The following is a 24662-nucleotide window of genomic DNA, read 5'->3' as shown; positions in this document are numbered from 1 at the left end:
AGCAGAATGAGTTGGCTAAATCACAACCAACTCTATTGCTGGACGGTGCTTGCTATGTATTATTATATCTATTGACACCCAGTAGTTTACACATTCATTTCTTATGCTTCTCAAATCGTTTCTTCGAATGCTATTAATGGCTTTGGTAGCCAGCATAACTATAGTTGCCTGTAAAAAAGACGAAGTAGGTGCTATTGACCCGGCCGCTAAAAATACCTTGTCTATTGAGTTCGATAATCGCGTGGGCGACCAGAAGCTAGCGCTGGGCAATCCGGCGTATAAAACCGCAGCGGGAGAGCCATTTGCGGTTACGGCGTTTAACTACTTCGTGAGTAACATTGCGCTCAAAAAAGAGGACGGTACTACCGTAACGTTTCCCGATCAGTATTTTCTGGTGCGTCAGGCCGACGCTAAAACCCAGTTGATCACGCTGAAAGACGTACCCGCTGGTAATTACAACGAACTGTCATTTCTGATCGGCGTCGATAGCCTGAAAAGCGTTGGGGGAGCCGGTGAACGGACGGGCGTATTAGATCCTACCAGCTACGGTGACGATGGGATGTACTGGTCGTGGAACTCGGGCTATATTTTCATGAAGCTGGAAGGTACATCATCGGCCATACCAACCACACTTGATCCGGATCGTAAGTTTCAGATCCACGTCGGCGGCTACGGTGGAGGCTGGAATGGGGGTGCTAAAACGGTCAACAATCTACGTCGGATCACCTTGCCAATGGCGACTAAAGCAACCGTGCGCGGTGACATCGCTCCTGAAGTTCATCTGTTTGTCGACGCCCTGAAAATTCTTGATGGCTCCACCAAAATCAGTCTGGCGACTACCAGCAGTATCCATACGCCTGCCGTGGCAACCTCCATTGCCAATAATTATACGGCCATGTTTGAGGTTGATCACGTGCACAATGAAAAGCAATAACCGAAGTTGCTCGGCTCTACGTAGCCGGGCAATGCACCGCTTGACTGGCGCGCTCGTAGTAATAAGTGTCTGGCTCAGTGGCTGTCAGACTACCGAACCAGCCGCTGAGCCGACTAAACTGTTTCAGGTGCCTACCAATTTTCCGCAGCCGGTCTACGCACTGGCGCAAAACCAGCCAACGGCGGCCGGTGTGCAACTGGGCCGGGCTTTGTTCTACGATGGGGCACTCTCGCGGGACGGTTCCATTTCCTGCGCCGAGTGCCATAATCAGGCCTATGCGTTCACGCACCACCAGCACGATGTGAGCCATGGAATCGATAACCGGGTCGGTACGCGCAACTCGATGCCGATTCAGAATCTGGCCTGGGCGAGCAGCTTCTTCTGGGATGGGGGCGTGCAACACCTGGATCTGGCTCCTATTGCGCCGATCGAAAACCCCGATGAAATGGACGAAAAGTCAGCGAACGTAATCCAGAAGCTCCGCTCCAGTTCAAAATACCCCGCTTTGTTCAAGGCGGCTTTTGGAACGAATGAAATCAATGGGCCTCGTTTTTTGCAGGCGCTGACGCAATTCATGCTGACGATGGTGTCGGGAAATTCGCGCTACGACAAATGGGTTCGTCAGGAACCAGGCGCTATGCTTACTGCAGACGAACAGGCCGGGCTGAACGCGTTTCGGGCTAAGTGTAGTAGCTGCCATGCCGGGGAGTTATTCACCGACAACAGCTTCCGCAACAACGGTCTGTTTATTCAGGGAAGTAAAGACATCGGCAGGGCGCACGTAACGGAGCGAGCCGAAGATCGGTATCGGTTTAAGGTGCCGAGCTTGCGAAACATCGACAAAACGAAGCCTTATATGCATGATGGCCGGTTTTATTCGCTCGAGTCCGTGTTGAACCATTACGCCGAAAACGTACAACCAACCGAAAATCTCGATCCGTTGCTCAGGCAGAACGATAAGCTGGGTATTCCCATGTCCAGCGAAGAAAAGCGCCAAATTATCGCTTTCCTGAAAACGTTGACCGACGACCAATTTTTGCGAGACCCCCGTTTCGCTGAACCACAGAACTAATCATCGTTTGTATGAAAAAAGTAATCTTCTTTAGTTTATTCAGTTTAATCACCCTGTCTACCTTCGGCTGCGATCTTTGCGGGTGCAGCAACGGCGGTTCGTTTTTCGGTATATTACCCCAGGGTCACCGGGGATTCATGGGCGTGCGGTATCGGTATAATTCCTATAATTCACACTTGAATAGTTTGAATCTCAGCAGTCGGGAGCAGTTTCGTACGGCCGAGCTTTGGGGGCGGTTCTATCCGTTCAAACGCGTGCAGGTGCTGGCGTTCGTGCCGTATCAGTTCAGTCAGCAGACCATGCTGAAGACGGGAGCCGTTACGCCCCTGCGCGGCCTGAGCGACGTATCTGCTCTGGCTCATTACAACCTAATCAACACGTTTATAGATGACTCGGTGGTGCACGCAGTAAATCATAATCTGCTGGTTGGTGGTGGGGTTAAGCTACCCACGGGCCGATTTCGTTACGACGAAAATAGCTTGCTGGACGTAGCGAATCCGAACTTCCAGCTGGGTACAGGCAGTACCGACTGGATAGCCAACCTCATCTATACGGCTAGGTACAAGAACTGGGGCCTTAACGCGGATGTATCCTACCGCTTAACGACAACTAACCCCAACGGTTATCGATTTGGTAATCGTGTGAATGCGTCCGCGTCCGTTTTTTATCTGTCGGGGCTGGGTGGTCGGGCTATCATGCCAAATGCTGGTTTGTTCGTGGAGCAGGCCGGCCATGACATTCGGGATGGCGTAACGAACAAACAAACGGGTGGCTATGCAACCTACCTCAACCTCGGAACGGAGGTGTATCTGACCAAATTGTCGATGGGCGTCAGCTACCGACATCCGGTATCACAATACCTGTCGGGAGGTGAACTTCAGGCTAACGATCAGATTACGACGCACATTACGTTCCTGTTCTGATAAGTTTGAATGACTATATCGACGTAGCAAGTAGGTGCCACTAACCTCTCATAACCTAATCGTCTGTTGGACTGTCATCGCTCCATCTACGGTTAGGTTATTTTTTAGCTGAGACCAACTAGTTACGCCTAAAGACGTGAGCAGAGACACCCAGCTAGTAGCTTGTAAAACTTTATCCGTAAATAATTGTAATATTATAACTCGGTTACAGGGAAGTCTACAATCATGTTTGATTCAGGGAGTACTACTACGTTATCAGATGATGTCTTGTGGCAGGAGTTGTTGAGAAGCAACAAACAGGCGCTTGGCTGGCTCGCCGAGCGTTACTACCGTTCGCTGTTTCATTACGGCAGTAAACTTACGGCTAACCATGCACTGATCCAGGACTGTATACAGGATCTGTTTCTGACCATATGGGAAAAGCGCCAGAAAATTCAGCGGCTCCAGTCAGTAAAGGCGTATTTGTTTGTGGCGCTTCGGAACAACGTCCTGCGTCAGGCCAAACAGGATAGCCACTGCGAAACCGTTGACCGGCTAGATTCAGTAACGGATTGGCTTACGAACCCCGAATCCCTGTACGTGCAGCTGGAACAGGAACAGGTAACGCACGCGACCTTAATTCAGGCCCTCGAACGACTTCCTAAACGACAGCGCGAAGCCATCTACCTTAAGTACTACGAAAACCTCAGCTATGAGGAAATCGCCACGGCGATGGGCGTAAATAGGCAGGTGGTTGCCAATTATCTACAGCATGCCCTTCACAGCCTGCGGGATCACTGGCCGGATGTATCATACGTGCTGATTATGATCAGATTCCTGGTTTAATTTTTATTTTTTAGAAAAATTTTCACAATTGACGGTTACTTTTTTAGTGACCGTTACTCTTCGTCTTGCAATGGGTATTCCGCCCTTTGACCAGGATAGACGACGAGCTTTGACTACGCAGGAATTTATTGAGAATGAGTCGTTCCGACGGTGGGTATTTCTCAATACACCGAACGAAACGATCCGCTGGGAAACCTATCTGACGCAGCACCCAGACTATCGGGAAAGTGCCGAAATGGCTCGCACATTCCTGCTGACGGCTAAGGGTGAGCTGCCCGAGGTGACTGACCAACAGATAAACGAAGCCGTCGAAAAAATCCTGTCAACTGTCCCTTCTCGCCCTCAAGGGATACTACGCACGCTATCGAGTTGGTCGCCGTCCTTCCAGGTAGCCGCGTCGGTGGCGTTGCTAATGGTAGTTAGCTGGTTAGGGTGGCGTTTCTGGCCTCAAAACCAGCGGGTGGTTTCAGATAAAAAGCCAGCGACGGTGGCTCCTGCATCAGTCGCAATGACTGAATTTGTTAACCAGCAGCGATCAGCTCAACTGGTTCGGTTAGCGGACGGAAGCCTGGTTGTTCTACAGCCACATGCCCGCATTCGATTTCCGAAGCAATTCAATGGACCCAAGCGCGACGTTTATCTGACTGGAAAAGCGTTCTTTGAAGTGGTCAGAAATCCAGACAGACCGTTCCGAGTCTTCACTAAAGAAGTAACAACCGAAGTAGTAGGAACCAGCTTTCTGGTCAATGCGCCAGAAACGGGTAACGTAAACGTGATCGTTAAGACCGGTAAAGTAGCCGTAACAACCAATCCTGCGTATACCCGCAAACGTCCTTCCGGTCAGCAACCATCGACCGATGCGAACCAATCGGTGGCGGTTGTCTTGCTTCCCAATCAGCAGGCCACCTTCTCGCAAAATAACGCTCGGTTGGTGAAGCGTGAGGTTAGCCCGGTTGAAGCCACAGTTTTACCGGCTACTACGCAGGATTTCACCTTTCGTCGCACACCCTTACCGGTCGTGCTGGACGCCCTTGCGAAAGCCTATGGCATACCGATTCAATATGACCGAGAAGCCTTATCTGGCTGTACGCTGACGGCGCAACTGGATGATCCATCGCTGTTTGCCCGCTTAGATGTCATTACCGCCAGTACCGGATCGATGTATGAATTGCAAAACGGACAGCTGATTATCCATTCCTCAGGCTGTCAATAACGAAGATTATCAATCACCACCTACTCAACTATACAATGATAAAAACGCTACTCCATGGCCCTTGTTTGCGCTGGCTTATGCGACTGACTCTCTTTCCACTTCTCTTACTTACTGGTCTGGCGAGTGCTCTGCTGGCTCGGCCAGCGCATAGCCAAAATCCGCTGAAACGTACCGTAAGTTTATCGCTTACGAATCAGTCGGTAGAAACAATTCTTGAACGATTGGGTAAGGTTGCCGACGTCCAGTTCGCTTATAGTTACGAGCTGATTAAAGCCGATCGAAAAACCAGTCTGAATGCGAAGCATGAGCGACTCGAAAAAGTTCTGAACGACCTGCTGATTCCGCTACAGATCGACTATGCAGTAACCAGCACTCGTTTGATTATTCTCAAACCGAAGCCAGGTGAGGCCGCGATGCCTCCAGAAACAGACCTTCGGGCTTCGTTAACATTCAGCTCGCCCGCCGTCATTGACAAAGTGGTCACGGGGACAGTCGTTGACGAAAAAAACCAACCTATCCCCGGTGTTAATCTGGTCATTAAAGGCACCAATACAGGTACCAGCACAGACGCGCAAGGATCCTTCCGCCTTACCGTAGCCGACGACCAGGCCGTCATCCAGTTCTCGTCGGTAGGCTACCTAGGTCAGGAAATAACGGTAGGTAATCGAACTACACTCACCGTCACCTTACAGGAAGATAACAAGTCCTTGTCGGAGGTCGTCGTTGTTGGCTACGGTACGCAGAAAAAGTCTGATCTGACCGGGGCCGTGTCGACTATAACTGCGAAAGATGTTGGCCGACTGCCCGTAGCGGGTATTGATCAGGCGCTCCAGGGAAAATCGTCGGGTGTACGGGTCACGCAATCGACGGGAGCACCGGGCGAAGGCGTAGCCGTACGTATTCGCGGAGTGGGTACCATCAACGACAACAGCCCCCTGTTCATCATCGATGGCGTACCCACGAAGGATGCTTTCAGCGTACTGAACCCCGCCGACATTGAAAGCATGTCGGTACTCAAAGATGCGTCGTCGTCGGCTATTTATGGCGCACGGGCGGCTAATGGCGTCATTGTGGTGACAACCAAACGGGGTAAGAGTGGGTCCCCTCGGGTTACGATCAACGCCTACTCGGGTTTTCAGCAGCACGGACGGCTGATTCCAATGGCCAATTCGCAGGAGTACATCAGCATTTATAACGAAGCGGCTACCAACGACAACGCGTTTATCACGAATCCCAGCCTGCAGCGCCAGCTGATTCCCAGTACGCTTCAGGTACCTGATACAGACTGGCAGGAAGCGATTTTTCGGACGGCTCCTATTCAGAATTACCAGCTGTCCGTTAGCGGGGGAACCGATCGGTCACACTACCTACTTTCGGGTAACTACTTCGACCAGCAGGGTATTATCCTTAACTCAGGTTACAAGCGCTACGCCCTCCGTACGAGCATCGACACCCAGATTGGCAATAAAGTGAAGCTGGGTACCAACCTGAACATTACGTACTCGCAACGTAGCATTGTCGGAAGTTCGGGAGATGGCTACGGCGGCAACGGCGGCAGCATTGTCCGGTATGCGTTGTTTCACACGCCTGCTACGCCTATTTACGACCCACAAACCGGTGATTTTGCGGATCTGCCGCAGTTTCCGGCTTTCTTTGGCGACGGCTACAATCCGGTGGGTCTGACGCTCAAGCAGGATAATAGGGAACAGCAGTACCGAATTTTTGGGGATGTGTTTGGCGAATGGCAGGTACTCAAAAACCTACGCTTCCGCACAGCGGCCGGGCTCGACCTCAACATCATTAACCGCAAAACCTTCAACGAAAACTGGGGGACTAACAACCGGATTAATAGCCCGTCGACGCTGGTTAATCGCTTTAGTCCGGCCAGTACCGTTACGTGGAACAACACCCTCAATTATGACTTTTCGGTTGGTGTCGACCATCTGTTTACCGCCCTTGTCGGCACCGAAGCCATTCACAGCGTTAGCCGCGATGTGGGTGGCTCAGATCGAAACTTCATCGATCAGGTCGACAACCTACGTTATCTGGGGCAGGGCGCCGATATTACGGGTCGACAGTCGTTCGAAGGCGATTCGCGCTGGTCGTTATTCTCGTTGTTCGGCCGAGTCAACTACGCCTACAAGGATCGTTATTTAGCCTCCTTCAACGTTCGGAGGGATGGCTCATCGCGGTTTTCGCCCAACAACCGGTACGCCAATTTCTTTTCGGGATCGGTGGGCTGGAATATCGACCAGGAAGCTTTTTTTCAACCGCTGGCCAAAACTTTTTCGTTGCTGAAACTGCGAGCCAGCATTGGGCAACTTGGGAATCAGGACATTGGTAACTACCCGTACGCTTCTCTCGTCGGCAGTGGTTACAATTACGTATTCGGAGCTAGTCCGCAGACCGTAGCCGGTTACGCCGTGGTCAGCCGAGGCAACACCAATGTGAAATGGGAGTCGTCAACCCAAACCGACATTGGCCTGGAGGTTGGCGTTTTGCAAAACAAGCTTCAGCTCACCGCCGACTATTTTATCAAACAGACCTCTGATATTCTGGTGCCTATCCCGGTGCCTAAATCGGGCGGAAGCGCAGCGGCACCGTATGTCAATGCAGGTAAAGTCGAAAATAAAGGGCTTGAACTGGACCTGACCTACCGGGACAAGAAAGGTGATTTCTCGTATGACATTACGGCGAATGCCTCGTTCATCCGCAACAAGGTCCTGTCGCTCAGCGACGGGCGTCCTATCCCGGGCGGGCGCATTGACAACGGTATCTTTGCTACATTAACCGAACCGGGTTACCCAATTGGCTCTTTCTATCTGTTGCAGCAAGATGGTATTTTCCAGAGCGCTGATCAAATTTTCACGAGTGCCTTTCAAGGAAACAACATCCGACCGGGGGATGTGCGCTTCAAAGACATCAACGGCGACGGGCTAATTAACCAGCTGGATCGCTCGCACGTTGGCAGTCCGATCCCAACGCTTACTTATGGGTTAACGGCTAACCTGCAATGGAAAAGCTTCGACCTGTCGGCCTTTTTCCAGGGCGTATCGGGCAATAAGATTTACTACCAGGTGGCGACCGACATCGAAGGATTTTACCGAGCCTTTAACGTCACCAAACGGGTGGTGGACGGCCGGTGGCGGGGCGAAGGCACTAGCAACACCCAGCCTCGCGTGTCGTGGAGCGGGTCAGCCAACAACAAACAGCCTTCGACCCGTTTTCTGGAAGACGGGGCTTACACTCGCCTGAAAAACCTACAGATTGGCTATACACTGCCCAGCGCCCTAACCAAAAAACTAGGCTCGACTGGCATTCGGGTGTATGTCAGCGGTCAGAACCTGCTAACCTTCACTAAATACCCCGGCCTGGACCCCGAACAGCAAAGCAGCGATAACCTGAACAACGAGCAATTTCGGGGGGATGTCGCCGTCGGCATCGACTGGGGTACGTACCCCAGTGCCCGGCAATACACATTCGGCGTAAACATTGGTTTTTAGCCTAATCCGTTATGAAAAAGATAGCAATCGGTATCCTTTCTACCTTACTGATTTCAGCCAGTAGCTGCTCAAACTTCCTGAACGAAGAGGTCCGGGCGGCTTATTCTGAAGACACCTTTTACAAAACGCAGGCGCAGGCTCTGCAAGGTCTGAACGCGGCCTACCAGACCCTGATGTTCTCGTCGGACAACAACCGCTTGTGGGTCTTTGGCGACGTAGCGTCCGATGATGCCGCCAAAGGTGGAGACCCCGGCGATCAGGCTGATATCGGCTTAATTGACGACTTCACGGTGTTTCCCAGCAACGGACCTGTCGAGTCAGAGTGGGCGCTGCTGTACGAGGGCATCAACCGCTGCAATCAGGTTATTCAGCAAGTACCAACGATCAGCATGGCCGAGGATTTAAAAGCGCGAATTCTGGGTGAAGCGCGGTTTCTGAGAGCGCTCAATTACTTCTATCTGGTTAACATTTATGGGCCTGTGCCGGTACTGCTGGAACCCAAAAACGCGGACCAGCTTCAAATTACTCAGTCGCCGGTGGCCGACATCTACACAACGGCCATTGAAGCCGATTTGCAGGAAGCCATCAAGAGCCTGCCTGCTACGTATACCGGAGCCGATGTGGGCCGGGCCACCAAAGGAGCGGCCCAGGTGCTGCTGGCCAAGGCCTATTTGTTTCAGGGAAAATGGCAACAGGCTGCCGATGCCGCCGGACAGGTTATCAGCAGCGGACAGTACTCGTTACTGCCAGTTTACTCGCAAAACTTTAGTCAGGACTTCAAAAACAGCACCGAGACGGTATTTGCCGTACAGCACCTGACAGGGCAGGTTCCGTTTACGGGCAATCGGCTAAATCAGTGGTTCGCACCCCGCAACACCGAAAATGGTTATTTTTTCAACGTACCGACGCAAAATTTCGTCGATGCCTTCGAGAAGACAAGTGCGGGCGTTGTTGACCCCCGACTAGACTACACCGTCGCGCGGGCGGGGCAACCGTGGATTGACGGTACGCCGTATGATCCAGCCTGGTCGCCAACGGGCTACCTAAACAAAAAGCACATCCAGCCCGTCACAGAAGTTCCGAAAAGCACGAAGGGCGATGGCAACCTTAATTACGTAACGATCCGATACGCCGAATTGCTGCTTATTCAGGCAGAGGCTTTGAACGAATTAGGGCAGTCGGCGCAGGCATTGGTTCCATTGAACCTGGTTCGGAAGCGCGCGCGGGAAAGCTACCTCTACGATACCAAACTAAACCAGTCAGCCAGTACGCCAACTGTTCCGGCGGGGCTGCTGCCGGACATAACGAACACAAGTCAGTCGAGCTTGCGCGAGATTATCCGACACGAACGTCGGGTAGAGCTAGGCTTCGAGTTCCACCGCTATTTCGATCTGATGCGGTATGGCAAGGACTACGCCCAGAATGCCCTGCGTGATAAACCCTCGTTCAAGTACGAAACGAATCGGTACTTCCCCATTCCGCAGAGCGAACGGGATACCAATAAAAAGCTAGTCCTTTAACCCAGTTTACGTTCACCAATTAATTTATCAAAATCCAATACACTCATGAAAAACTTACCTGTTTCTGCAAATCCATTTCTGCGTGGGCTGTTAGCCTTATGTCTGATGTTAGCCCTTTTCCAGGCCTGTAAAAAAGACGAGGGTACGCCCGTAACGCCTGTCGACAAAAATGCTCTCAAAGCTCGGCTCGATAGCGCCAATGCACTCTATAATGCCGCCGTTGAAGGAACCGCCATTGGCCGGTACGAAGTGGGCTCGAAAGCGACGTTTAAAACTTCGATTGATGCCGCTACGACGGTCAGCAACGACAATAATGCGACCCAAACAGCCGTGAACAACGCCAACGTAAACCTCGGCCAGGCGATGACCACCTTCCGAAGCAAGCAGGTCGCTGAAATTGCTCCTTCGAACCTTGTACTGCACTTGCTGATGAATGGCAACGCTAACGACGCATCGGGTAAAGGCTTCAACGGTACCCTGAAAGCAGGGGGTGCGCAATGGGGTGCGGGAACACCAACACCGACCGCCGACCGCTTTGGCGTAGCGAACATGGCTTACCAGTTCGACAAAGGGGGCAACATTGAGATTCCGTACAACTCGGCGCTGAACCCATCCAAGGAAATCACGATCAGCATGTGGATCAAGCGCGATACGACCCGCGCCAGTAATTACCTGCTGGCGCTGAACCGCTGGAACGGCTACAAAGTCCAGTTGCAGGAAGCCAACAAAGTGTTCTTCACGGTAAAAACCACCGGTGGGCCTAAAGACAAAGATAACGAGTCGGTAACCCTCGCCCGAAATAAATGGTATCACATTGCAACGACCTACAAATCGGGTGAGATGAATTTCTATATCGACGGTACGCTGGTAAAGAGCTGGACTGACGTAACGGGCGATCTGGCGCCGGTCAAAAGTACTATTAACATGACCATTGGGCAGGATTTGCCGACCAGTCTGTATCAGAACAATGAAAAAGACGATGCTGACGGCAACAACTTCAACGGCCCCTGGGGCGGCTATTTCACCGGCGCCATGGACGACGTTCGTATCTATAACGTAGCGTTGAGTAGTACTCAGGTTACGTCAATTTACAACGCTGAGAAAAGTCAGTAGATAAGTATTGCTTTACCCCGCAACGCCGTTGTCATTCAGCGACGTTGCGGGGCATTAGTTTTGTTCACGTATGCGTAAGCTTGGATTGGTTCTTGGCGTGTTATGGGTGGTGATGGGCGGCTGTCGGCAAAAGCAGACCAAGCGGCCGTTGCTGTTCTGGTGTTCGAACAACGCGGCAGAGATTACGTTTGCCCGCGAGTTTACGGACCAGTGGCAGCGGACCCATCCTGACAAACCGCTCCATTATCAACCCATTCCCGAAGGTCAGTCGAGCGAAGAAATTATTCTGGCGTCGGTAGTGGGAAAGACAACACCCGACATCTACGCCAACATGTGGCAAGGCAGCGTCGAAATGTACGCCAAAGCAGGGGTACTAGTTCCACTTGACACGATTCCTGGCTTTCTTTCCTTCCTGCGCGCTCGTTGCGACAGCAGTACAATTCAAGAGATTACGTCGTCGGATGGGCATATCTACCAGGTTCCCTGGAAGGTAAACCCCATCATGACCCTCTGTAATATCGGTCAGGTGAAAGGACCGGGCTTAACAGGACCGCCGTATACGTATTCTGGTTATTTACAGGCGGGGAAGCGGCTGACCAAAGACCTCAACGGGGATGGTTACTTAGACCAATGGCTGGGTTATACTGAAGTAAAAGTGATCTGGTATCAGCGTTTTTTTAATTTCTACCCACTGTATTTGGCCGCTTCCAATGGAGCCCCGCTGGTAAAGAACAACCGGGCCGCGTTCAACAATCGGTACGCTATAGAAGTGTTTCGATTCTTGCAGCAGTTGTACCGGGATGGCTATTATCCAAAAGAGCGGCTTACCTCCGCCCGCGACCCTTTTTTAAACCAACGTATTGCCACATCGTTTACGGGTCCCTGGCAGGTTGGTTTTCTAGAACGATACAAAGAACCCACGTTGCGGTACGACACCTGGCCCATGCCCGTACCCGATAATCATACCGGACCGGTCTATACCTACGGCGACCCTAAAAACATCGTCATTTTCAATACCTGCCCAGACCCGAAGGCTGCCTGGGAGTTCGTAAGAACCCTGGTAGACAAACCTGGCGACCTGCGGCTAATGGAGCTAACGGGGCAGTTTCCGCACCGACGCAACGTAGACACGGACCCTTACTTCAGTGGCTTCTTACAGAAAAACCCAAAGTTATTACCCTTTGCCCGACAGTCGCGTTATATAAAGGGGGTGGATAACAGCGAGGTGATTGTCGAAGTGTTTGATATTATTTCGCAGGAGTACGAAGCCTGCGTTGTGTACGATCGAAAAACACCCGAAGATGCCATTCGCGATGCAGCCCGGGCCGTTGATGTGCTACTAATGAGCGAGAAAGCAGACCAGTGAACGAGTAGCGTGATCTTGTTCATACTTGTGCTTTTACTCTTTAACCTATGAAAAAAGCTATCCCCTATTGGCTAGTTTCGCCGTATATACTGTATTTCTGCGTGTTTGTCGCCTTTCCGGTGGTGTTTTCCGTCGTGCTGACGTTTCACAGCTGGAATATCATTTCGCCCATGAAGTTTGTGGGACTCGACAACTACATCCGGTTGGTAAATGACCGGCTGTTCTGGCAGGCGATCTGGAATACCCTTCGGTTTTTGCTTGTGCATATTCCGCTGCAAATCATTATCGCATTGGCTCTGGCGGAGTTCCTCAACCAGAAGATTCGCGGTCAGGCTTTCTTTCGGGGTGCTTTTTTCCTACCGGTCATCGTGTCCGGGGTGGTGGTCACTATTCTATGGCAGCAGTTACTGGGCTTCAATGCCGGTATTCTCAACCGGGGCTTGACCGCCTTGTCGCTGCCCAAGATAGCCTGGCTTGAGGAGCCCAACATCGCGATGTATGCCATTGCGCTGATGGCAACCTGGAAGAACGTTGGCCTTTACGTTATCCTGTTTCTGGTTGGGCTGCAAACCGTTCCCGTTCAGTACTACGAAGCGGCCGACATAGAAGGGGCTACGAACTGGCAGAAGTTTCGGTACATCACTCTGCCCATGATAAACCCAACCATTTTTATGGTGGTGGTGCTTTCTACCATCGGTGGATTTTCTCTTTTCATCGAACCGTATATCATGACAGAGGGAGGGCCGCTCAACAGCACCCTTTCGGCCGTTATGTACATCTATAAACAGGCGTTTCAGTATTACCACATGGGGTATTCGGCCACGCTGGGCTTCTTTTTCGCCCTGCTCATTTTGGGCGTAGTAGCTATTCAAAAACGATACGTCGAGCAGGAAATTTAAAGAGTTAAAGAGCGAAAGAGTGAACACACGCAATTAGGTTCAACCTTTCACTCTTTAACTCTTTCACTCATTAAACAGATGAAGTTTTTTCGATACGCTTTACTAATTCTGGCCGCCCTGTCATTTATCTATCCATTTGTGTGGATGATTAGTGCGTCGCTGTCGTCGGAGCAGGGTATTGGCTCGCTGACGCTGTTGCCCGTGGGGTTAACCATCCAGAACTACGTAACTGTGTTTGAGCGTATACCGCTGGGAAGGGCGTTCGTTAACAGTTTGTTTGTGGCGCTGGTGACGACAGGGCTAGTACTGATCTTAGGGGCAATGGTCGGTTATGCGCTGGCCCGGCTTCGGTTTCGAGGTCGAAACCTGATTTTCTACCTCATCATCTTCACGATGACCTTGCCTTTCCAGATCACGCTCATACCAAATTACATTACTATGGTAAAGCTGGGCTGGGTTGACACGTATTTTGCCCTGATCGTCCCCTTTGTCATGAATTCGCTGGCGGTGCTGCTGTTCCGGCAGGCCTTCGCCGGACTGCCCCAGGCCCTGATCGATGCCGCCCGTATCGACGGCTGCGGTGAGCTACGCATCATTTTTCAGATTCTCCTGCCCAATATCATCCCAACCGTTTTGACCATCACCATTCTGACATTCATGGGTGTTTGGAACGAAGCCCTCTGGCCGTTAATCGTGATACGTAACGAATCGACCATGACCATGCCCCAGATGGTGACGCTCTTCTCGGTGGGCGGTCGAGCCGACGCGCAGCTAGGGGTTAAGATTGCCGCGGCTGTGATGCTGGCTCTTCCCATTCTCATTGTGTACCTGTTTTTCCAAAAGCATTTTATTCGCAGCATGGCCTCATCGGGCTTAAAAGACTAAGTAAACTCAACGCATGATCAACGTAACGCGTACCGCCATTCGATTTTCGGCTAATCCAGAGCGGCTCATTGCCCGATACTTACACCTGCCCGGTGCCCACCGGATACCGCACATCAGCGAACGAATTGCGCAGTTTTCGGAAGAAGAGGTCGACGCCATACTCGTCGACGCCCGCCAGCGATTTGGCGAACGGCACCGCAACCTCGACAGGGCTTTCGAACGCAATTACCAGCGGGCTATCAACCAGATGGGGTATGCGCCCGACAATTTCTCGGCCAATCGGCAGTTGTTGTTGGGGGCTTGCCTGACTATGGAGTATTCAACCCAATCGGCGGCTCTGTTCAATCCATCCATTGTGCCGCATCCCGATCAGTCAGGACTGGAATCTGGCACATTGCGGTTTGTGATGAGCCTGCGCGCAACCGGCGAAGGACATATCTCGTCCATCGAATTCCGTACTGGTACCGTTACGCAAGCCGGTCTGATTCACCTCGACGAGGCCGACCGCTACGCGACGAGTTCTGAGAAAGAGTGGAACAAAACCTATACCCGTGAGTTCGTCCGGCGCCGACTCGCTTACTTCCCCGACACAGATAGCTCAGTACTGGATACGTTTCCAGAGAACTTCGATCTGGCACAGGCGACAAAGCTCCTCGACAACTGGGTAGCGCAGCAGGCTGGTTCAGCCGCTCAAGCAACGCAGAAAGCGATACTAACCATTCTGGATACCAACTATGACGTTATTACCGACGCGGCTTCACCCCTGCACGAGCGGCTGATTTTCCCGAACGCCAAAGGCGAAAGCAAAGGCATGGAAGATGTTCGGTTCGTGAAATTCCGCGATGATGACGGCACCGAACGCTATTACAGTTCCTATACGGCCTACGACGGCGACAACATCAAGACCCAACTGATGGAAACAGAAGACTTCGTGCATTTTCACGTTCGGACGATGTACGGCGATGCCATTCAGGATAAAGGCATGGCGCTCTTTCCCGAAAAAGTGGGGGGCCGTTACGTCATGATTAGTCGGCAGGGGGGCGAGTTCATCAGCATCATGTTTTCTGACGATCTGTACTTCTGGGACAGCTACCAGACGCTGCTTACCCCAAAGTTTCCGTGGGAGGTGATTCAGTTGGGCAATTGTGGTTCGCCCATTAAAACCGATCAGGGCTGGCTACTGCTTACCCACGGCGTTGGTCCGGTACGACGATACGTTATCGCGGCCGTCCTGCTCGATCTGCACAACCCGTCTAAAGTGCTGGCCCGCCTGCCAGAACCCCTGATCTCTCCCCTCGAATCGGAGCGGGAAGGCTACGTACCGAACGTAGTCTATACCTGCGGCTGGCTCGATCACGGCGATTTGCTAATCATTCCTTATGCCATGTCAGACTCGGCCTGTGGCATCATCACCGTTTCCAAACAGGAACTCCTGAACGAACTGCTAACCAACCCTTCGGTATGAAAACGTATCACCGTGCACTCTGGCTCCTCCTGTTTCACCTGCCGCTGCTGGCGGTTTCATGCCGCAAAAATCAAACAGCTTCGCCAACGCCCGACAGCGCCCGGTTGGTTAACACCACGCACCTCGATCAGTTGTACCAGGTCGTAAAATTGAACGGTGCCGACGTCGGCTTAATCAACATCTACAGCGAGTTCCCCGATTACAAATGGGTCGCCGACGACGACGAAGGAGCCGCCTGTATCGATGATATTGCCCGGACGGTTATTTTCCTCGTGCACGAGCCTGATTTGAACGCCAACCCTGACAAGCAGGATAAGCTGCGTAAGCTGACCGAGTTCGTCCTGCAAATGCAATCCGACAACGGGTACTTCTACAACTTCATCTTTGGCAACGGTTCGATCAATCGAGGGGGCGTAACCAGCATTAACCAACCCAACTGGTGGTCGTGGCGAGCGTTATGGGCGTTGACGGAAGCGTACCCGTACTACAAAACATCCGATCCGACGCTGGCGTCACGGCTGCAAACGGCGAATCAGCGACTCGTGGCTAATATGATTCGTGATTTCGGCAGCAAGGCCCAGGCATACAACTTCGTGGGCGGTTTGAAAATCCCAACCTGGCTGCCGTATGGCTCGGGCTCCGACCAAGCCGCTGTAATGATTTTGGGCCTGCTGAACTACCAGCAGCAAACCCCGAACAGCCAGGTATTGAATTTAATCAATAAGCTGGCTGATGGCATTGTTCAAATGCAGTACGGAGCGGCCAACCAAGTACCTTATGGCGTCATTTTAAGCTTCGACAACAGCTGGCACGCTTACGGCAGCGATCAGTCGTACGCGTTGCTGCGGGCGGGAAAGGCCTTGAATCGACCGGAATGGATTGCGGTAGCGAAGCGGGAAATCGATAATTTCTACCCGTACTTACTTAAGGAAGGCTTTCTGGAATCGTTTGCCGTCAACCAGCAGGGGGCCGACTTGTCCATTGCTAAAAAATCTCGTTTTTCGCAGATTGCGTACGGCGTTCGGCCGATGGTCTGGGCTGCTCTGGAACTGTCTGATCAAACGCAGGATGCGCAGTACGTTACGCTGGCCGGGCAATTAGCCGGTTGGTTTCTGGGCAACAATCCGGCCAAAGCAATCATGTACGATGCCGCAACAGGCCTGGGCTTCGACGGTATTTCGTCGGATACGCAGATCAACAAAAACTCAGGCGCCGAATCCACCATCGAATCGCTGATGGCGTTTCAACGGCTCGAAAACTATCCTGCTGCCGTAACGCAGGCAACTAAATACCGCTAAGTATGGCCGAAGTTAAACTAGTGCATATTGCTAAAGCCTACGACACCGGGCCGCGTGTGATTCGCGATGTCAACATCACCGTACGTGATCAGGAGTTTCTGGTACTGGTCGGCCCATCAGGCTGCGGCAAATCAACGCTGTTACGTATGATTGCGGGTCTGGAAGAGATTACGGACGGAGATTTATTCATCGATGGGCAGCGCGTGAACGATGTACCGCCTAAAGATCGGGATATTGCCATGGTGTTTCAGAACTACGCCCTTTACCCACACATGACCGTTTTCGACAACATGGCCTTCGGATTAAAGTTGGCGGGACTACCCAAAGACGACATCCGGGAGCGCGTGAATCGGGCAGCTAAGATGCTCGAAATAGACGCTCTGCTCAACCGCAAGCCCAAAGATATGTCGGGGGGACAGCGGCAGCGCGTAGCCATCGGGCGGGCCATTGTGCGCAACCCCAAAGTGTTTTTGTTTGATGAACCATTGAGTAATCTGGACGCCAAACTGAGGGTGCAAACCCGGATCGAACTCCAAAAGCTCCACCGTGAACTGAAAGCAACCATCATCTACGTCACCCACGACCAGGTGGAAGCCATGACCCTGGGCGACCGAATTGTGGTGCTGCGTGATGGTGATGTCATTCAGCAGGATACACCTATTAACTTGTACAATCGTCCGGCCACTCAGTTTGTGGCTGGGTTTATTGGTACGCCCCCCATGAACTTCATTCCCGGCCGCCTTACCGAAGGCGCTCCTCTGCGGTTTGTTAGTACAGGTGGCCAGGTGCAGCTCGATTTAACCGCTACTCTTCAGGCTGGCCAACTTCGGGCCTATGCGGGTCAATCCGTTACGTTAGGCATCCGGGCCGAACACCTCAGCCATGAGTCATTTTCGGAGCAAACGGCTCATAAACAGTCGGTAACAGTTGACGCCATCGAAAACATGGGCAACGAGACGCTGGTGTATGGCGCCATCGATTCGGGTCAGCTCATTGCTCGCTTACCGGCCGGGTATACGGCCGAGTTTGGCCAGGCCGTTGACCTGTTCTGGAATCTGGATAAATGCCATTTCTTCGATACACAAACCGGGGCAGCGATCTGAAAGCCCAGTCGCGTATCTATTGTGAATTGCACACAAAAAAGCTGCCGCCGTGGCAGGACTAGGCGGCAGCAGTATATCATAATCAGGATTTAATCTCGATTGGCTCAATGATTCTGGGGTTCTCTTCGTTACTGACTTACAACGTTAGCTGTGTATGCTCCGCCGACTACCTCCGATTATCCAGTTCATTTATTTTAGTCTGATTGGGATATGTATAGGCTCGATGATAGGGCTAGGCTATGAAGCTGCCGAGCGGCCGTTTAGTGCAACCAATGCGGTTGTCTGGCTGTTCATCATACTAATCAGCGGAGGTATTGTAGCCTTGATTACGTTGTATGGTAAGAATAAATTAGGCTAGTAACGTAGCACGTATGCGCCAGACCTTTCTCTTCGCTCTTTTGCTGGTTGGTTCTATTACGGTCGGATTTCTGGCTTGCCAGCCGAACGACGCAGCCACTCCGGCCGTGGGTTCACTATCTCTGACCTTCGATAACGTAGTCGGCAATCAGGACCTGGCTCTCAACACGGGAACGTATCAGAACGCGGCTGGCGAACAGTTTTCCATATCGCGGCTCAATTATTTTGTGAGTAACATTCGTCTGAAGCGAACCGATGGGTCAGACTACGTAGTGCCGCAGGATAGCAGCTACTTTCTGATTCAGGAAGCCGACCCGGCCTCGCAGGTTGTTACGTTGCGTAACGTTCCGGCGGGCGACTACACGAGCATTACCTACCTGATCGGCGTCGACAGTCTGCGGAGCACGATGGACATCAGTCGGCGGAAGGGCGTACTGGAACCCGCAGGTGGTCATAACGCCGGGATGTACTGGGATTGGAATTCGGGCTATATCTTCTTTAAACTCGAAGGCACATCCCCCCAGGCTCCGGCTGATCCCAGCGGGGCTCGGATCTTTCAGTACCACATCGGTCTGTTTGGCGGCTACGATACCAAAACGCTCAATAATCTCCGCACAGCCACCGTGCCGTTCACCGATCGCGTAGTGGCTGTTCAGACCGGACAAACTACCCCAGTGACCATAAAGGCCGACATTCTACGGGTGTTCGATGGCGCAACACGGGTGAGCATTGCCCAGAATCCGCTGGCGATGGTTTCGCCTTTTTCGGCTACCATTGCCAACAATTACGCGCAGATGTTTCAGTACGTATCCCAGCAGCCTAAATGAGTATGAGACGTTGGCAGGGTATCGGACTCGCAATAAGTATCGGGATGTTTTGTCTGGTGGTATCCTGTCAGAAGAATGGAACCGCCGATCCCACTAAACCTGACGAACCAACGCCGGTTGAGTACAAAACAACGCCCTATCCCTGGCAGAAGCCAGCTAATTTTCCGCAGCCGGTTTATAACTTCGAGAAAAATCCGCTGACGTACGAAGGCGTCTTACTGGGCAAGACGTTGTTCTTCGACGGGATGCTGTCGCACGATGGGACTATCACCTGTGGGTTCTGCCACATACCCGAAGCAGCCTTTGCCCATACCGATCACACGCTAAGTCACGGCATTCGCGATCAGCTGGGCCCACGGAACGGATTAGGCATTCAGAACCTGGCCTGGAACAAAGCATTCTTCTGGGATGGTGGCGTTCATGACCTGGATCTGCTGGCGATTTCGCCGATCCAGAATCCGGTGGAGATGGGAGATACCCTGACGCGGGTACTCGACAAAATTCGGAAAAGTGCCAAGTACACGCCCTTGTTTAAATCGGCGTTTGGCTCGGAGGACGTAACGCAGGAGCGTTTCCTAAAGGCTTTGTCGCAATACCTGTTAACATTGGTGTCGGCGAATTCAAAGTACGACAAGTACGTACGTAATGAATCGGGGGGTAACCTGACGGCCCAGGAAGCCAGCGGACTTGCCTTGTTCAAACAGCACTGTGCCGCCTGCCATGCGGGTGATCTATTTACCGACCAGACTTACCGGAATAACGGACTCTTGCCAAACCCGAACGCAACCCAGCCAGATTTGGGCCGCTACAGCATTACGTTAAACGAGTCGGACAAGAACAAGTTTCGGGTGCCTAGTCTACGTAATATTGCCAATACCCCGCCGTATATGCACGATGGCCGGTTTGCCACGCTCGACGCAGTGTTGAATCACTATGCAACAGGGGTAAACGACAATCCGGCGCTGGATTCTCTGCTAAAAACCGGTTCTAAACCCGGTACTGCGCTGACGAAGCAGGAGCAGCAGGACATTATCGCGTTTCTGTACACCTTAACGGATGCACAGTTTATCAGCGACCGCCGGTTCAAACCGTAATTAATGAACGTGACTTAGCCGGTGCTGACGAATGTTGATCAGGTGTGTCATCACCAGCCCTGCGGAGGCCGCGTAAGCCATGTACTCAAACGCGGGAGCGGCATCTTCGAGGAGAATAGCTACAATAAAAAGACCTAAAAACCCCCACAGGCTCTTTTTCACCATCGGCGAAGCGTAATGCCGGGTGGCCGAATAAACGGCTACGATGTTGACCGCAATGAAAACGTAATCGAGGCTAAGGTATCCAACGCGCAGTTCGTCATGCTGTAACAAACTGCTGCTCATTAAGAGTATTGGGGTGATCAGGCAGTGAATGATGCACAATACCGATCCAGTGATGCCGATGTAGTCAGCTTTGCGAGAAAGTAGATCCATTTTCATAAGCAGCGCAAAAATACGACGCCTTTACCAACCGTACCTTCTCTTAACTCACTTTTTTGCAACAAAGTTGCGAAATGCGTTTTGTTTTTGGTCGCCTGTGTTGTTAGCTTCTGACTATCAACGTTGTATTGAGCGGCTTAATTTATCTTGCTCAGCAGCATATACCCCATTAGCTTACCGTTCTTGTTGTAGGTCTCAGACCGAATGTCGAAAATCTGGTCGTTGGTGCGGTAACTGACGACGCGCATCGCATTTCGGATCGGCATGCCCATCACCCGGTTTTCAAAGTTCATATCCGACGAGATTTTATACGTATCGAACGTTCCCGCGGGCGTCGTGATAGGCGTTTGACTTTCTACCTGCCGGTTGCTCATGGTCATGGCCATGTTCATCATGGACGTACCGTTGCTGACCATTTCGGCTTCCATCACACCATCGGCCAGTTTCTGGCCAACGCTCAGTTTGCCGGGATAGACGAGCCGGTTGGTTTTCAGCTTCATCTCCATATTCTTCATATTAGCCTGCATGCCCTGCATCATGCCCGACATGTCGGCTACCAATTCGTTGCCTGTGCAGGTGTAGCGGATGGTGTAGGGCGATTGCTGATTGCCTTTCTCGTCCTGAAACTGGGCCGTAACGTCCATAACTGTCGCGCTGCCTTCTTTCCGGACTTCTTTGACCTGATAAGCGATTTTGCCGGTTGGCTTGTCTTTCGCAGAAAAGGTAGATAGTTCGAAGTTCATGCCCGGCTTGAGCGTAATGCCCATGCAGTCCTGAGCCTGCACACGGACCAACGTAACCACACTGATAATGATCGCTACGACTAAAGTTTTCATCTGTTCACAAGTAACTGGTTCAACATCATCAAATGTAGAAACCAACATTACTCGTGTGGTAAATCCTTGAGTTAACGGACGTAATGAGCGTGTTCTAGGCCCAGGCCATGCTGATGACGCCTAAGAGCATGATGAGTTTGCAGAGATTGCTGAGGTAGCCAAAATCGCGCCGGGTATCGGCAAAGACGAGTCGGTACGTAAGCCAGGTAATTGGCAGCAGCAGGAACAGAAAAATATAGCCCAGGTTCCGGTTGCCCAGCGAATCCGCAATCAGGAACATGGTCCCGATAAACGAGCCAATCAGGACGTAGAGCAGGTATTTGGTTCGCCGAAGGCCCCACACGATGGGCAGCGTCCGGCAGCCAAAACGAGCGTCGCCCCGCACGTCCTGCATGTCTTTGATGATCTCCCGAACGAGCGAAATACCGAAGGAGAATAAGGCATAAATCAGCAGCATCTCGGCGTTCTGCCGGTAGTACACGGCCAGCACAATCAGCGACAGAGCGGTTAACAGCGAGATAACAATGTTGCCAATGGCGGGCTGCCGTTTGAACTTGGCCGAGTAAAACCACAGGAGCGACACCGACACAACGTCGGTAAGAAACACCCACTTGCTGAGGTACAGGCCAATCAGGCAGCCCAGTACGTTCAACACCTGATGGGCACCTATGGCCACCCGGCGTTTCAGGTACCGCCCAATCACCACGCGGTCGGGTTTGTTCACCAGATCAATCTTGACGTCGAAGTAGTCGTTGATGATGTACCCCGCTGCGGCAATGCAGACCGTCGAGAAGGAGAGCAGCCAGATGGTAGGGTCGACCAGAATGCGAGTCCACTGCTCATGGGGACCTACCAGAAAAATGCGGGCCAGAAATTGCGTCAGCACAACGATCAGCAGATTCTGCACACGGATCAGGCGCAGAAAACCGAACGTAAAGGCTAAAAAAGGAATGGGCTGACGGGCGACCATACTGGTTTTTTACAAAATTAGGCTTTTTTGACGCGGTAATGGCAACAGCGAATGTGTTTTTCTCTACATGAAAACCCGGCTTCCGTTACCGTTCCGCGAGTTCATGGAGCTGAACCCGAACCCGCAGTTTGGGCTGCTCACCGTCGGGCACGATCACGATGATGTTTTCCGAAACAGTTTCGCCGTTTGCCAGCATGTGCCCGGCCTGCACCTGCACAGTGTTCGTTACGGCTTTTCCTTCCGCGTTTTTACTGGTCGTTGAATACGGTACGTAAAAGGGTTTCGCCCGCACCTGACTGTTCTTCGATGTCAGGCGGGCCCCTGTTGCATTCAGGCAATCGAACTGGGCTAACTGATCTTGAGGCTGTAAGCCAAACGGGGTTTGCCTGGGAAAGAAAAGTTTAGTGCAGCCGCTTTTATTCGCTACGTATACAGTCAGTTCATACCGGTTGAAGGTGTTCTTGCCAACTTCTTTTTTTGCTTCGTTACGAATGGCGTACCCGTATTCGATGCCGTTGAACTGTGCGGGTTCGTTTTCCGTAATGTCATAAGCGGTTTGGGCCAATGACGACAACGTAACAGATAGTGTGAAAAAGCAGGTAAGGAACGTAGTAATGGACTTCATAAGGGTCAACAGAGGGTTCGTTGCTGCAACTTACGAAGAAACAAGAAGGGTTTGTTCGGCTATTTAGTAAGCGTTCAATTTTAGACAATCCACTAAAAAAACAACTCGAAAAGACCTGTTACGTAGGTGGAAAGGCTCACTTGCGTGTCCTGTATAGAGATTAATAAGTTCTTCATACGACAAAGGGATTCTTTTTGCCCGTGTTTGTTGTTGAGGAACAAACCGTTCCCCTGTGTATGAAAATCGGTATAGTGTGCTACCCGACCTTCGGGGGCAGTGGCGTTGTCGCAACAGAGCTTGGTAAAGCCTTAGCTAAGAACGGCCACCAGATTCACTTCATTACCTATCAGCAGCCCCCCCGGCTCGATTTTTTCAACGAAAACGTCTTTTATCATGAAGTAAATATACCGTCTTATCCACTCTTCCAGTACGCTCCCTACGAGTCGGCGCTGGCCAGTGAGATGGTGAACGTAGTGATGAATGAAAACGTGGATTTGCTTCACGTGCACTACGCCATTCCGCACGCATCGGCCGCGTACATGGCCAAAATGATTCTGCGTTCGCAGGGCCGTACGGTGCCGGTAGTGACCACACTGCACGGTACGGATATTACGCTGGTGGGTAAGGATGCATCCTACGAGCCCGTTGTTACGTTCAGCATTAACGAATCGGACGGCGTTACGTCGGTATCGGAGAACCTGCGGCAGGACACCTACGCTCATTTTAATGTACACCGCGACATTGAAGTGATTCCAAATTTTGTTGATCTGGACCGGTTCAAACGGCAACAGAAAGAGCACTTCAAAAAAGCCATCTGTCCCAACGGTGAGAAGCTGATTGTGCACACGTCGAACTTTCGGCGCGTAAAACGGATCGACGATGCCGTGATGACGTTTTATTACGTGCAGCAGCAGACGCCCGCGAAGCTGCTGCTGGTGGGCGATGGTCCCGAGCGGGCCCGGATTGAGCGGCTCGTGCGTGATCTGGGCATCTACGATCAGGTTCGGTTCCTGGGCAAGCTCGATGCCGTTGAAGAAGTGCTGTCGGTGGCTGATTTGTTCGTAATGCCGTCTGAGAATGAGAGCTTTGGCCTGGCCGCCCTCGAAGCGATGGCGTGTGAGGTTCCGCTCATTACGTCGAATGCGGGTGGTTTGCCCGAGCTGAACATACAAGGGGTTACCGGTTTCCTGAGCCCCGTTGGCGATGTCAACGACATGGTCAAAAATGCTCTGTACATCCTGGACGACGCGCATTTGCCAACTTTTAAAGAAAATGCGCTGGCACGGGCCCGAGAGTTTGAGTTATCGCGTATCTTGCCCCTGTACGAAGCCTATTACGAGCGAGTGTTGCAGGAGTCCCGGGCGCTGGTGTCGTAAACAAACAGAAGGAGTTTCTGATTTACGAACTGCGAGTGCTTTAGTCTGTTTACCTAATTCTCCGTCTATCGTTTAGC

General features: G+C 51.9%; 22 protein-coding genes. 18 read left to right on the top strand and 4 right to left on the bottom strand.

Annotation, left to right across the window (positions count from 1 at the left end):
* Positions 1-103: 103 nt before the first annotated feature.
* The 17 genes from ACYVIY_RS10055 to ACYVIY_RS09975 all read left to right on the top strand — a co-directional run bounded on the left by ACYVIY_RS10055 (position 104) and on the right by ACYVIY_RS09975 (position 20397).
* The gene (locus ACYVIY_RS10055; protein ID WP_460976195.1) at positions 104-934 is read left to right on the top strand and encodes an MbnP family protein; all 831 of its coding nucleotides are present in this window, start codon (positions 104-106) and stop codon (positions 932-934) included.
* Between the two features lie 31 nt (positions 935-965).
* The gene (locus ACYVIY_RS10050) at positions 966-2006 is read left to right on the top strand and encodes a cytochrome-c peroxidase (protein WP_460976194.1); all 1041 of its coding nucleotides are present in this window, start codon (positions 966-968) and stop codon (positions 2004-2006) included.
* Between the two features lie 11 nt (positions 2007-2017).
* Complete coding sequence (locus ACYVIY_RS10045) at positions 2018-2929, top strand: hypothetical protein (protein WP_460976193.1); 912 nt, start codon at positions 2018-2020, stop codon at positions 2927-2929.
* Positions 2930-3154: 225 nt separating this feature from the next.
* Positions 3155-3754 carry an RNA polymerase sigma factor gene (locus ACYVIY_RS10040; protein WP_460976192.1) on the top strand — a complete coding sequence of 200 codons (600 nt, stop codon included), beginning with the start codon at positions 3155-3157 and terminating at the stop codon, positions 3752-3754.
* A 109-nt stretch (positions 3755-3863) separates the two neighbouring features.
* Positions 3864-4967: a FecR family protein gene (locus ACYVIY_RS10035; RefSeq protein WP_460976191.1), complete on the top strand. Its 1104-nt coding sequence runs from the start codon at positions 3864-3866 to the stop codon at positions 4965-4967.
* Positions 4968-5044: 77 nt separating this feature from the next.
* The gene (locus tag ACYVIY_RS10030; RefSeq protein WP_460976190.1) at positions 5045-8470 is read left to right on the top strand and encodes a SusC/RagA family TonB-linked outer membrane protein; all 3426 of its coding nucleotides are present in this window, start codon (positions 5045-5047) and stop codon (positions 8468-8470) included.
* 11 nt (positions 8471-8481) lie between these two features.
* Positions 8482-9990 carry a RagB/SusD family nutrient uptake outer membrane protein gene (locus ACYVIY_RS10025; protein WP_460976189.1) on the top strand — a complete coding sequence of 503 codons (1509 nt, stop codon included), beginning with the start codon at positions 8482-8484 and terminating at the stop codon, positions 9988-9990.
* Between the two features lie 45 nt (positions 9991-10035).
* Positions 10036-11103, top strand: coding sequence for a LamG domain-containing protein (locus tag ACYVIY_RS10020; protein WP_460976188.1), 1068 nt, complete (start codon positions 10036-10038; stop codon positions 11101-11103).
* A gap of 70 nt (positions 11104-11173) precedes the next feature.
* A complete protein-coding gene (locus tag ACYVIY_RS10015; RefSeq protein ID WP_460976187.1) occupies positions 11174-12469 on the top strand; it encodes an extracellular solute-binding protein in 1296 nt (431 codons plus the stop codon).
* Between the two features lie 47 nt (positions 12470-12516).
* Positions 12517-13368, top strand: coding sequence for a carbohydrate ABC transporter permease (locus ACYVIY_RS10010; RefSeq protein WP_460976186.1), 852 nt, complete (start codon positions 12517-12519; stop codon positions 13366-13368).
* A gap of 78 nt (positions 13369-13446) precedes the next feature.
* Positions 13447-14253, top strand: coding sequence for a carbohydrate ABC transporter permease (locus ACYVIY_RS10005; RefSeq protein ID WP_460976185.1), 807 nt, complete (start codon positions 13447-13449; stop codon positions 14251-14253).
* 13 nt (positions 14254-14266) lie between these two features.
* On the top strand, positions 14267-15718 hold the full coding sequence (locus tag ACYVIY_RS10000) for a glycoside hydrolase family 130 protein (protein WP_460976184.1): 1452 nt from the start codon (positions 14267-14269) through the stop codon (positions 15716-15718).
* Positions 15715-17016, top strand: a complete 1302-nt coding sequence (locus tag ACYVIY_RS09995) for a hypothetical protein (RefSeq protein ID WP_460976183.1) — start codon at positions 15715-15717, stop codon at positions 17014-17016. Before ACYVIY_RS10000 ends, ACYVIY_RS09995 begins: the two co-directional genes overlap by 4 nt.
* A 2-nt stretch (positions 17017-17018) precedes the next feature.
* Positions 17019-18119: an ABC transporter ATP-binding protein gene (locus ACYVIY_RS09990; protein ID WP_460976182.1), complete on the top strand. Its 1101-nt coding sequence runs from the start codon at positions 17019-17021 to the stop codon at positions 18117-18119.
* Positions 18120-18273: 154 nt separating this feature from the next.
* A complete protein-coding gene (locus tag ACYVIY_RS09985) occupies positions 18274-18477 on the top strand; it encodes a hypothetical protein (protein ID WP_460976181.1) in 204 nt (67 codons plus the stop codon).
* 13 nt (positions 18478-18490) lie between these two features.
* Entirely contained in the window at positions 18491-19303 is an 813-nt protein-coding gene (locus ACYVIY_RS09980; protein ID WP_460976180.1) for an MbnP family protein, read from the top strand.
* Positions 19304-19305: 2 nt separating this feature from the next.
* Positions 19306-20397 carry a cytochrome-c peroxidase gene (locus tag ACYVIY_RS09975; RefSeq protein ID WP_460976179.1) on the top strand — a complete coding sequence of 364 codons (1092 nt, stop codon included), beginning with the start codon at positions 19306-19308 and terminating at the stop codon, positions 20395-20397.
* Here ACYVIY_RS09975 and ACYVIY_RS09970 read toward each other — a convergent pair whose 3' ends face one another.
* From ACYVIY_RS09970 to ACYVIY_RS09955, 4 genes are all read right to left on the bottom strand, one after another.
* The gene (locus tag ACYVIY_RS09970) at positions 20398-20778 is read right to left on the bottom strand and encodes a MerC domain-containing protein (protein ID WP_460976178.1); all 381 of its coding nucleotides are present in this window, start codon (positions 20776-20778) and stop codon (positions 20398-20400) included.
* A 137-nt stretch (positions 20779-20915) separates the two neighbouring features.
* Positions 20916-21614 (bottom strand): TapB family protein, encoded by a 699-nt coding sequence (locus ACYVIY_RS09965; RefSeq protein ID WP_460976177.1) that lies wholly within the window; start codon positions 21612-21614, stop codon positions 20916-20918.
* A gap of 94 nt (positions 21615-21708) precedes the next feature.
* Complete coding sequence (locus ACYVIY_RS09960) at positions 21709-22584, bottom strand: geranylgeranylglycerol-phosphate geranylgeranyltransferase (protein ID WP_460976176.1); 876 nt, start codon at positions 22582-22584, stop codon at positions 21709-21711.
* Positions 22585-22669: 85 nt separating this feature from the next.
* Positions 22670-23209 carry an ABC transporter permease gene (locus ACYVIY_RS09955; protein WP_460976175.1) on the bottom strand — a complete coding sequence of 180 codons (540 nt, stop codon included), beginning with the start codon at positions 23207-23209 and terminating at the stop codon, positions 22670-22672.
* Positions 23210-23445: 236 nt separating this feature from the next.
* On the opposite strand from ACYVIY_RS09955, the gene bshA reads away from it, so the two are divergent.
* Positions 23446-24585 (top strand): N-acetyl-alpha-D-glucosaminyl L-malate synthase BshA, encoded by a 1140-nt coding sequence (gene bshA / locus ACYVIY_RS09950; protein WP_460976174.1) that lies wholly within the window; start codon positions 23446-23448, stop codon positions 24583-24585.
* The last annotated feature ends 77 nt before the right edge of the window (positions 24586-24662 follow it).

The sequence above is a fragment of the Spirosoma knui genome (genome assembly GCF_054780635.1).
This window is presented reverse-complemented; position numbering and strand designations above follow the sequence as displayed.

Coding starts and splice junctions, on each gene's coding strand:
- ACYVIY_RS10010 (WP_460976186.1), top strand. CDS start 12,517: ATGAAAAAAGCTATCCCCTATTGGCTAGTTTCGCCGTATATACTGTAT.
- ACYVIY_RS09970 (WP_460976178.1), bottom strand. CDS start 20,778: ATGAAAATGGATCTACTTTCTCGCAAAGCTGACTACATCGGCATCACT.
- ACYVIY_RS10005 (WP_460976185.1), top strand. CDS start 13,447: ATGAAGTTTTTTCGATACGCTTTACTAATTCTGGCCGCCCTGTCATTT.
- ACYVIY_RS09985 (WP_460976181.1), top strand. CDS start 18,274: ATGCTCCGCCGACTACCTCCGATTATCCAGTTCATTTATTTTAGTCTG.
- ACYVIY_RS10000 (WP_460976184.1), top strand. CDS start 14,267: ATGATCAACGTAACGCGTACCGCCATTCGATTTTCGGCTAATCCAGAG.
- ACYVIY_RS10030 (WP_460976190.1), top strand. CDS start 5,045: ATGCGACTGACTCTCTTTCCACTTCTCTTACTTACTGGTCTGGCGAGT.
- ACYVIY_RS10045 (WP_460976193.1), top strand. CDS start 2,018: ATGAAAAAAGTAATCTTCTTTAGTTTATTCAGTTTAATCACCCTGTCT.
- ACYVIY_RS09975 (WP_460976179.1), top strand. CDS start 19,306: ATGAGACGTTGGCAGGGTATCGGACTCGCAATAAGTATCGGGATGTTT.
- ACYVIY_RS09990 (WP_460976182.1), top strand. CDS start 17,019: ATGGCCGAAGTTAAACTAGTGCATATTGCTAAAGCCTACGACACCGGG.
- ACYVIY_RS10055 (WP_460976195.1), top strand. CDS start 104: ATGCTTCTCAAATCGTTTCTTCGAATGCTATTAATGGCTTTGGTAGCC.
- ACYVIY_RS09980 (WP_460976180.1), top strand. CDS start 18,491: ATGCGCCAGACCTTTCTCTTCGCTCTTTTGCTGGTTGGTTCTATTACG.
- ACYVIY_RS10020 (WP_460976188.1), top strand. CDS start 10,036: ATGAAAAACTTACCTGTTTCTGCAAATCCATTTCTGCGTGGGCTGTTA.
- ACYVIY_RS10015 (WP_460976187.1), top strand. CDS start 11,174: ATGCGTAAGCTTGGATTGGTTCTTGGCGTGTTATGGGTGGTGATGGGC.
- ACYVIY_RS10050 (WP_460976194.1), top strand. CDS start 966: ATGCACCGCTTGACTGGCGCGCTCGTAGTAATAAGTGTCTGGCTCAGT.
- ACYVIY_RS09995 (WP_460976183.1), top strand. CDS start 15,715: ATGAAAACGTATCACCGTGCACTCTGGCTCCTCCTGTTTCACCTGCCG.
- ACYVIY_RS10040 (WP_460976192.1), top strand. CDS start 3,155: ATGTTTGATTCAGGGAGTACTACTACGTTATCAGATGATGTCTTGTGG.
- ACYVIY_RS10025 (WP_460976189.1), top strand. CDS start 8,482: ATGAAAAAGATAGCAATCGGTATCCTTTCTACCTTACTGATTTCAGCC.
- ACYVIY_RS09960 (WP_460976176.1), bottom strand. CDS start 22,584: ATGGTCGCCCGTCAGCCCATTCCTTTTTTAGCCTTTACGTTCGGTTTT.
- ACYVIY_RS09965 (WP_460976177.1), bottom strand. CDS start 21,614: ATGAAAACTTTAGTCGTAGCGATCATTATCAGTGTGGTTACGTTGGTC.
- bshA (WP_460976174.1), top strand. CDS start 23,446: ATGAAAATCGGTATAGTGTGCTACCCGACCTTCGGGGGCAGTGGCGTT.
- ACYVIY_RS09955 (WP_460976175.1), bottom strand. CDS start 23,209: ATGAAGTCCATTACTACGTTCCTTACCTGCTTTTTCACACTATCTGTT.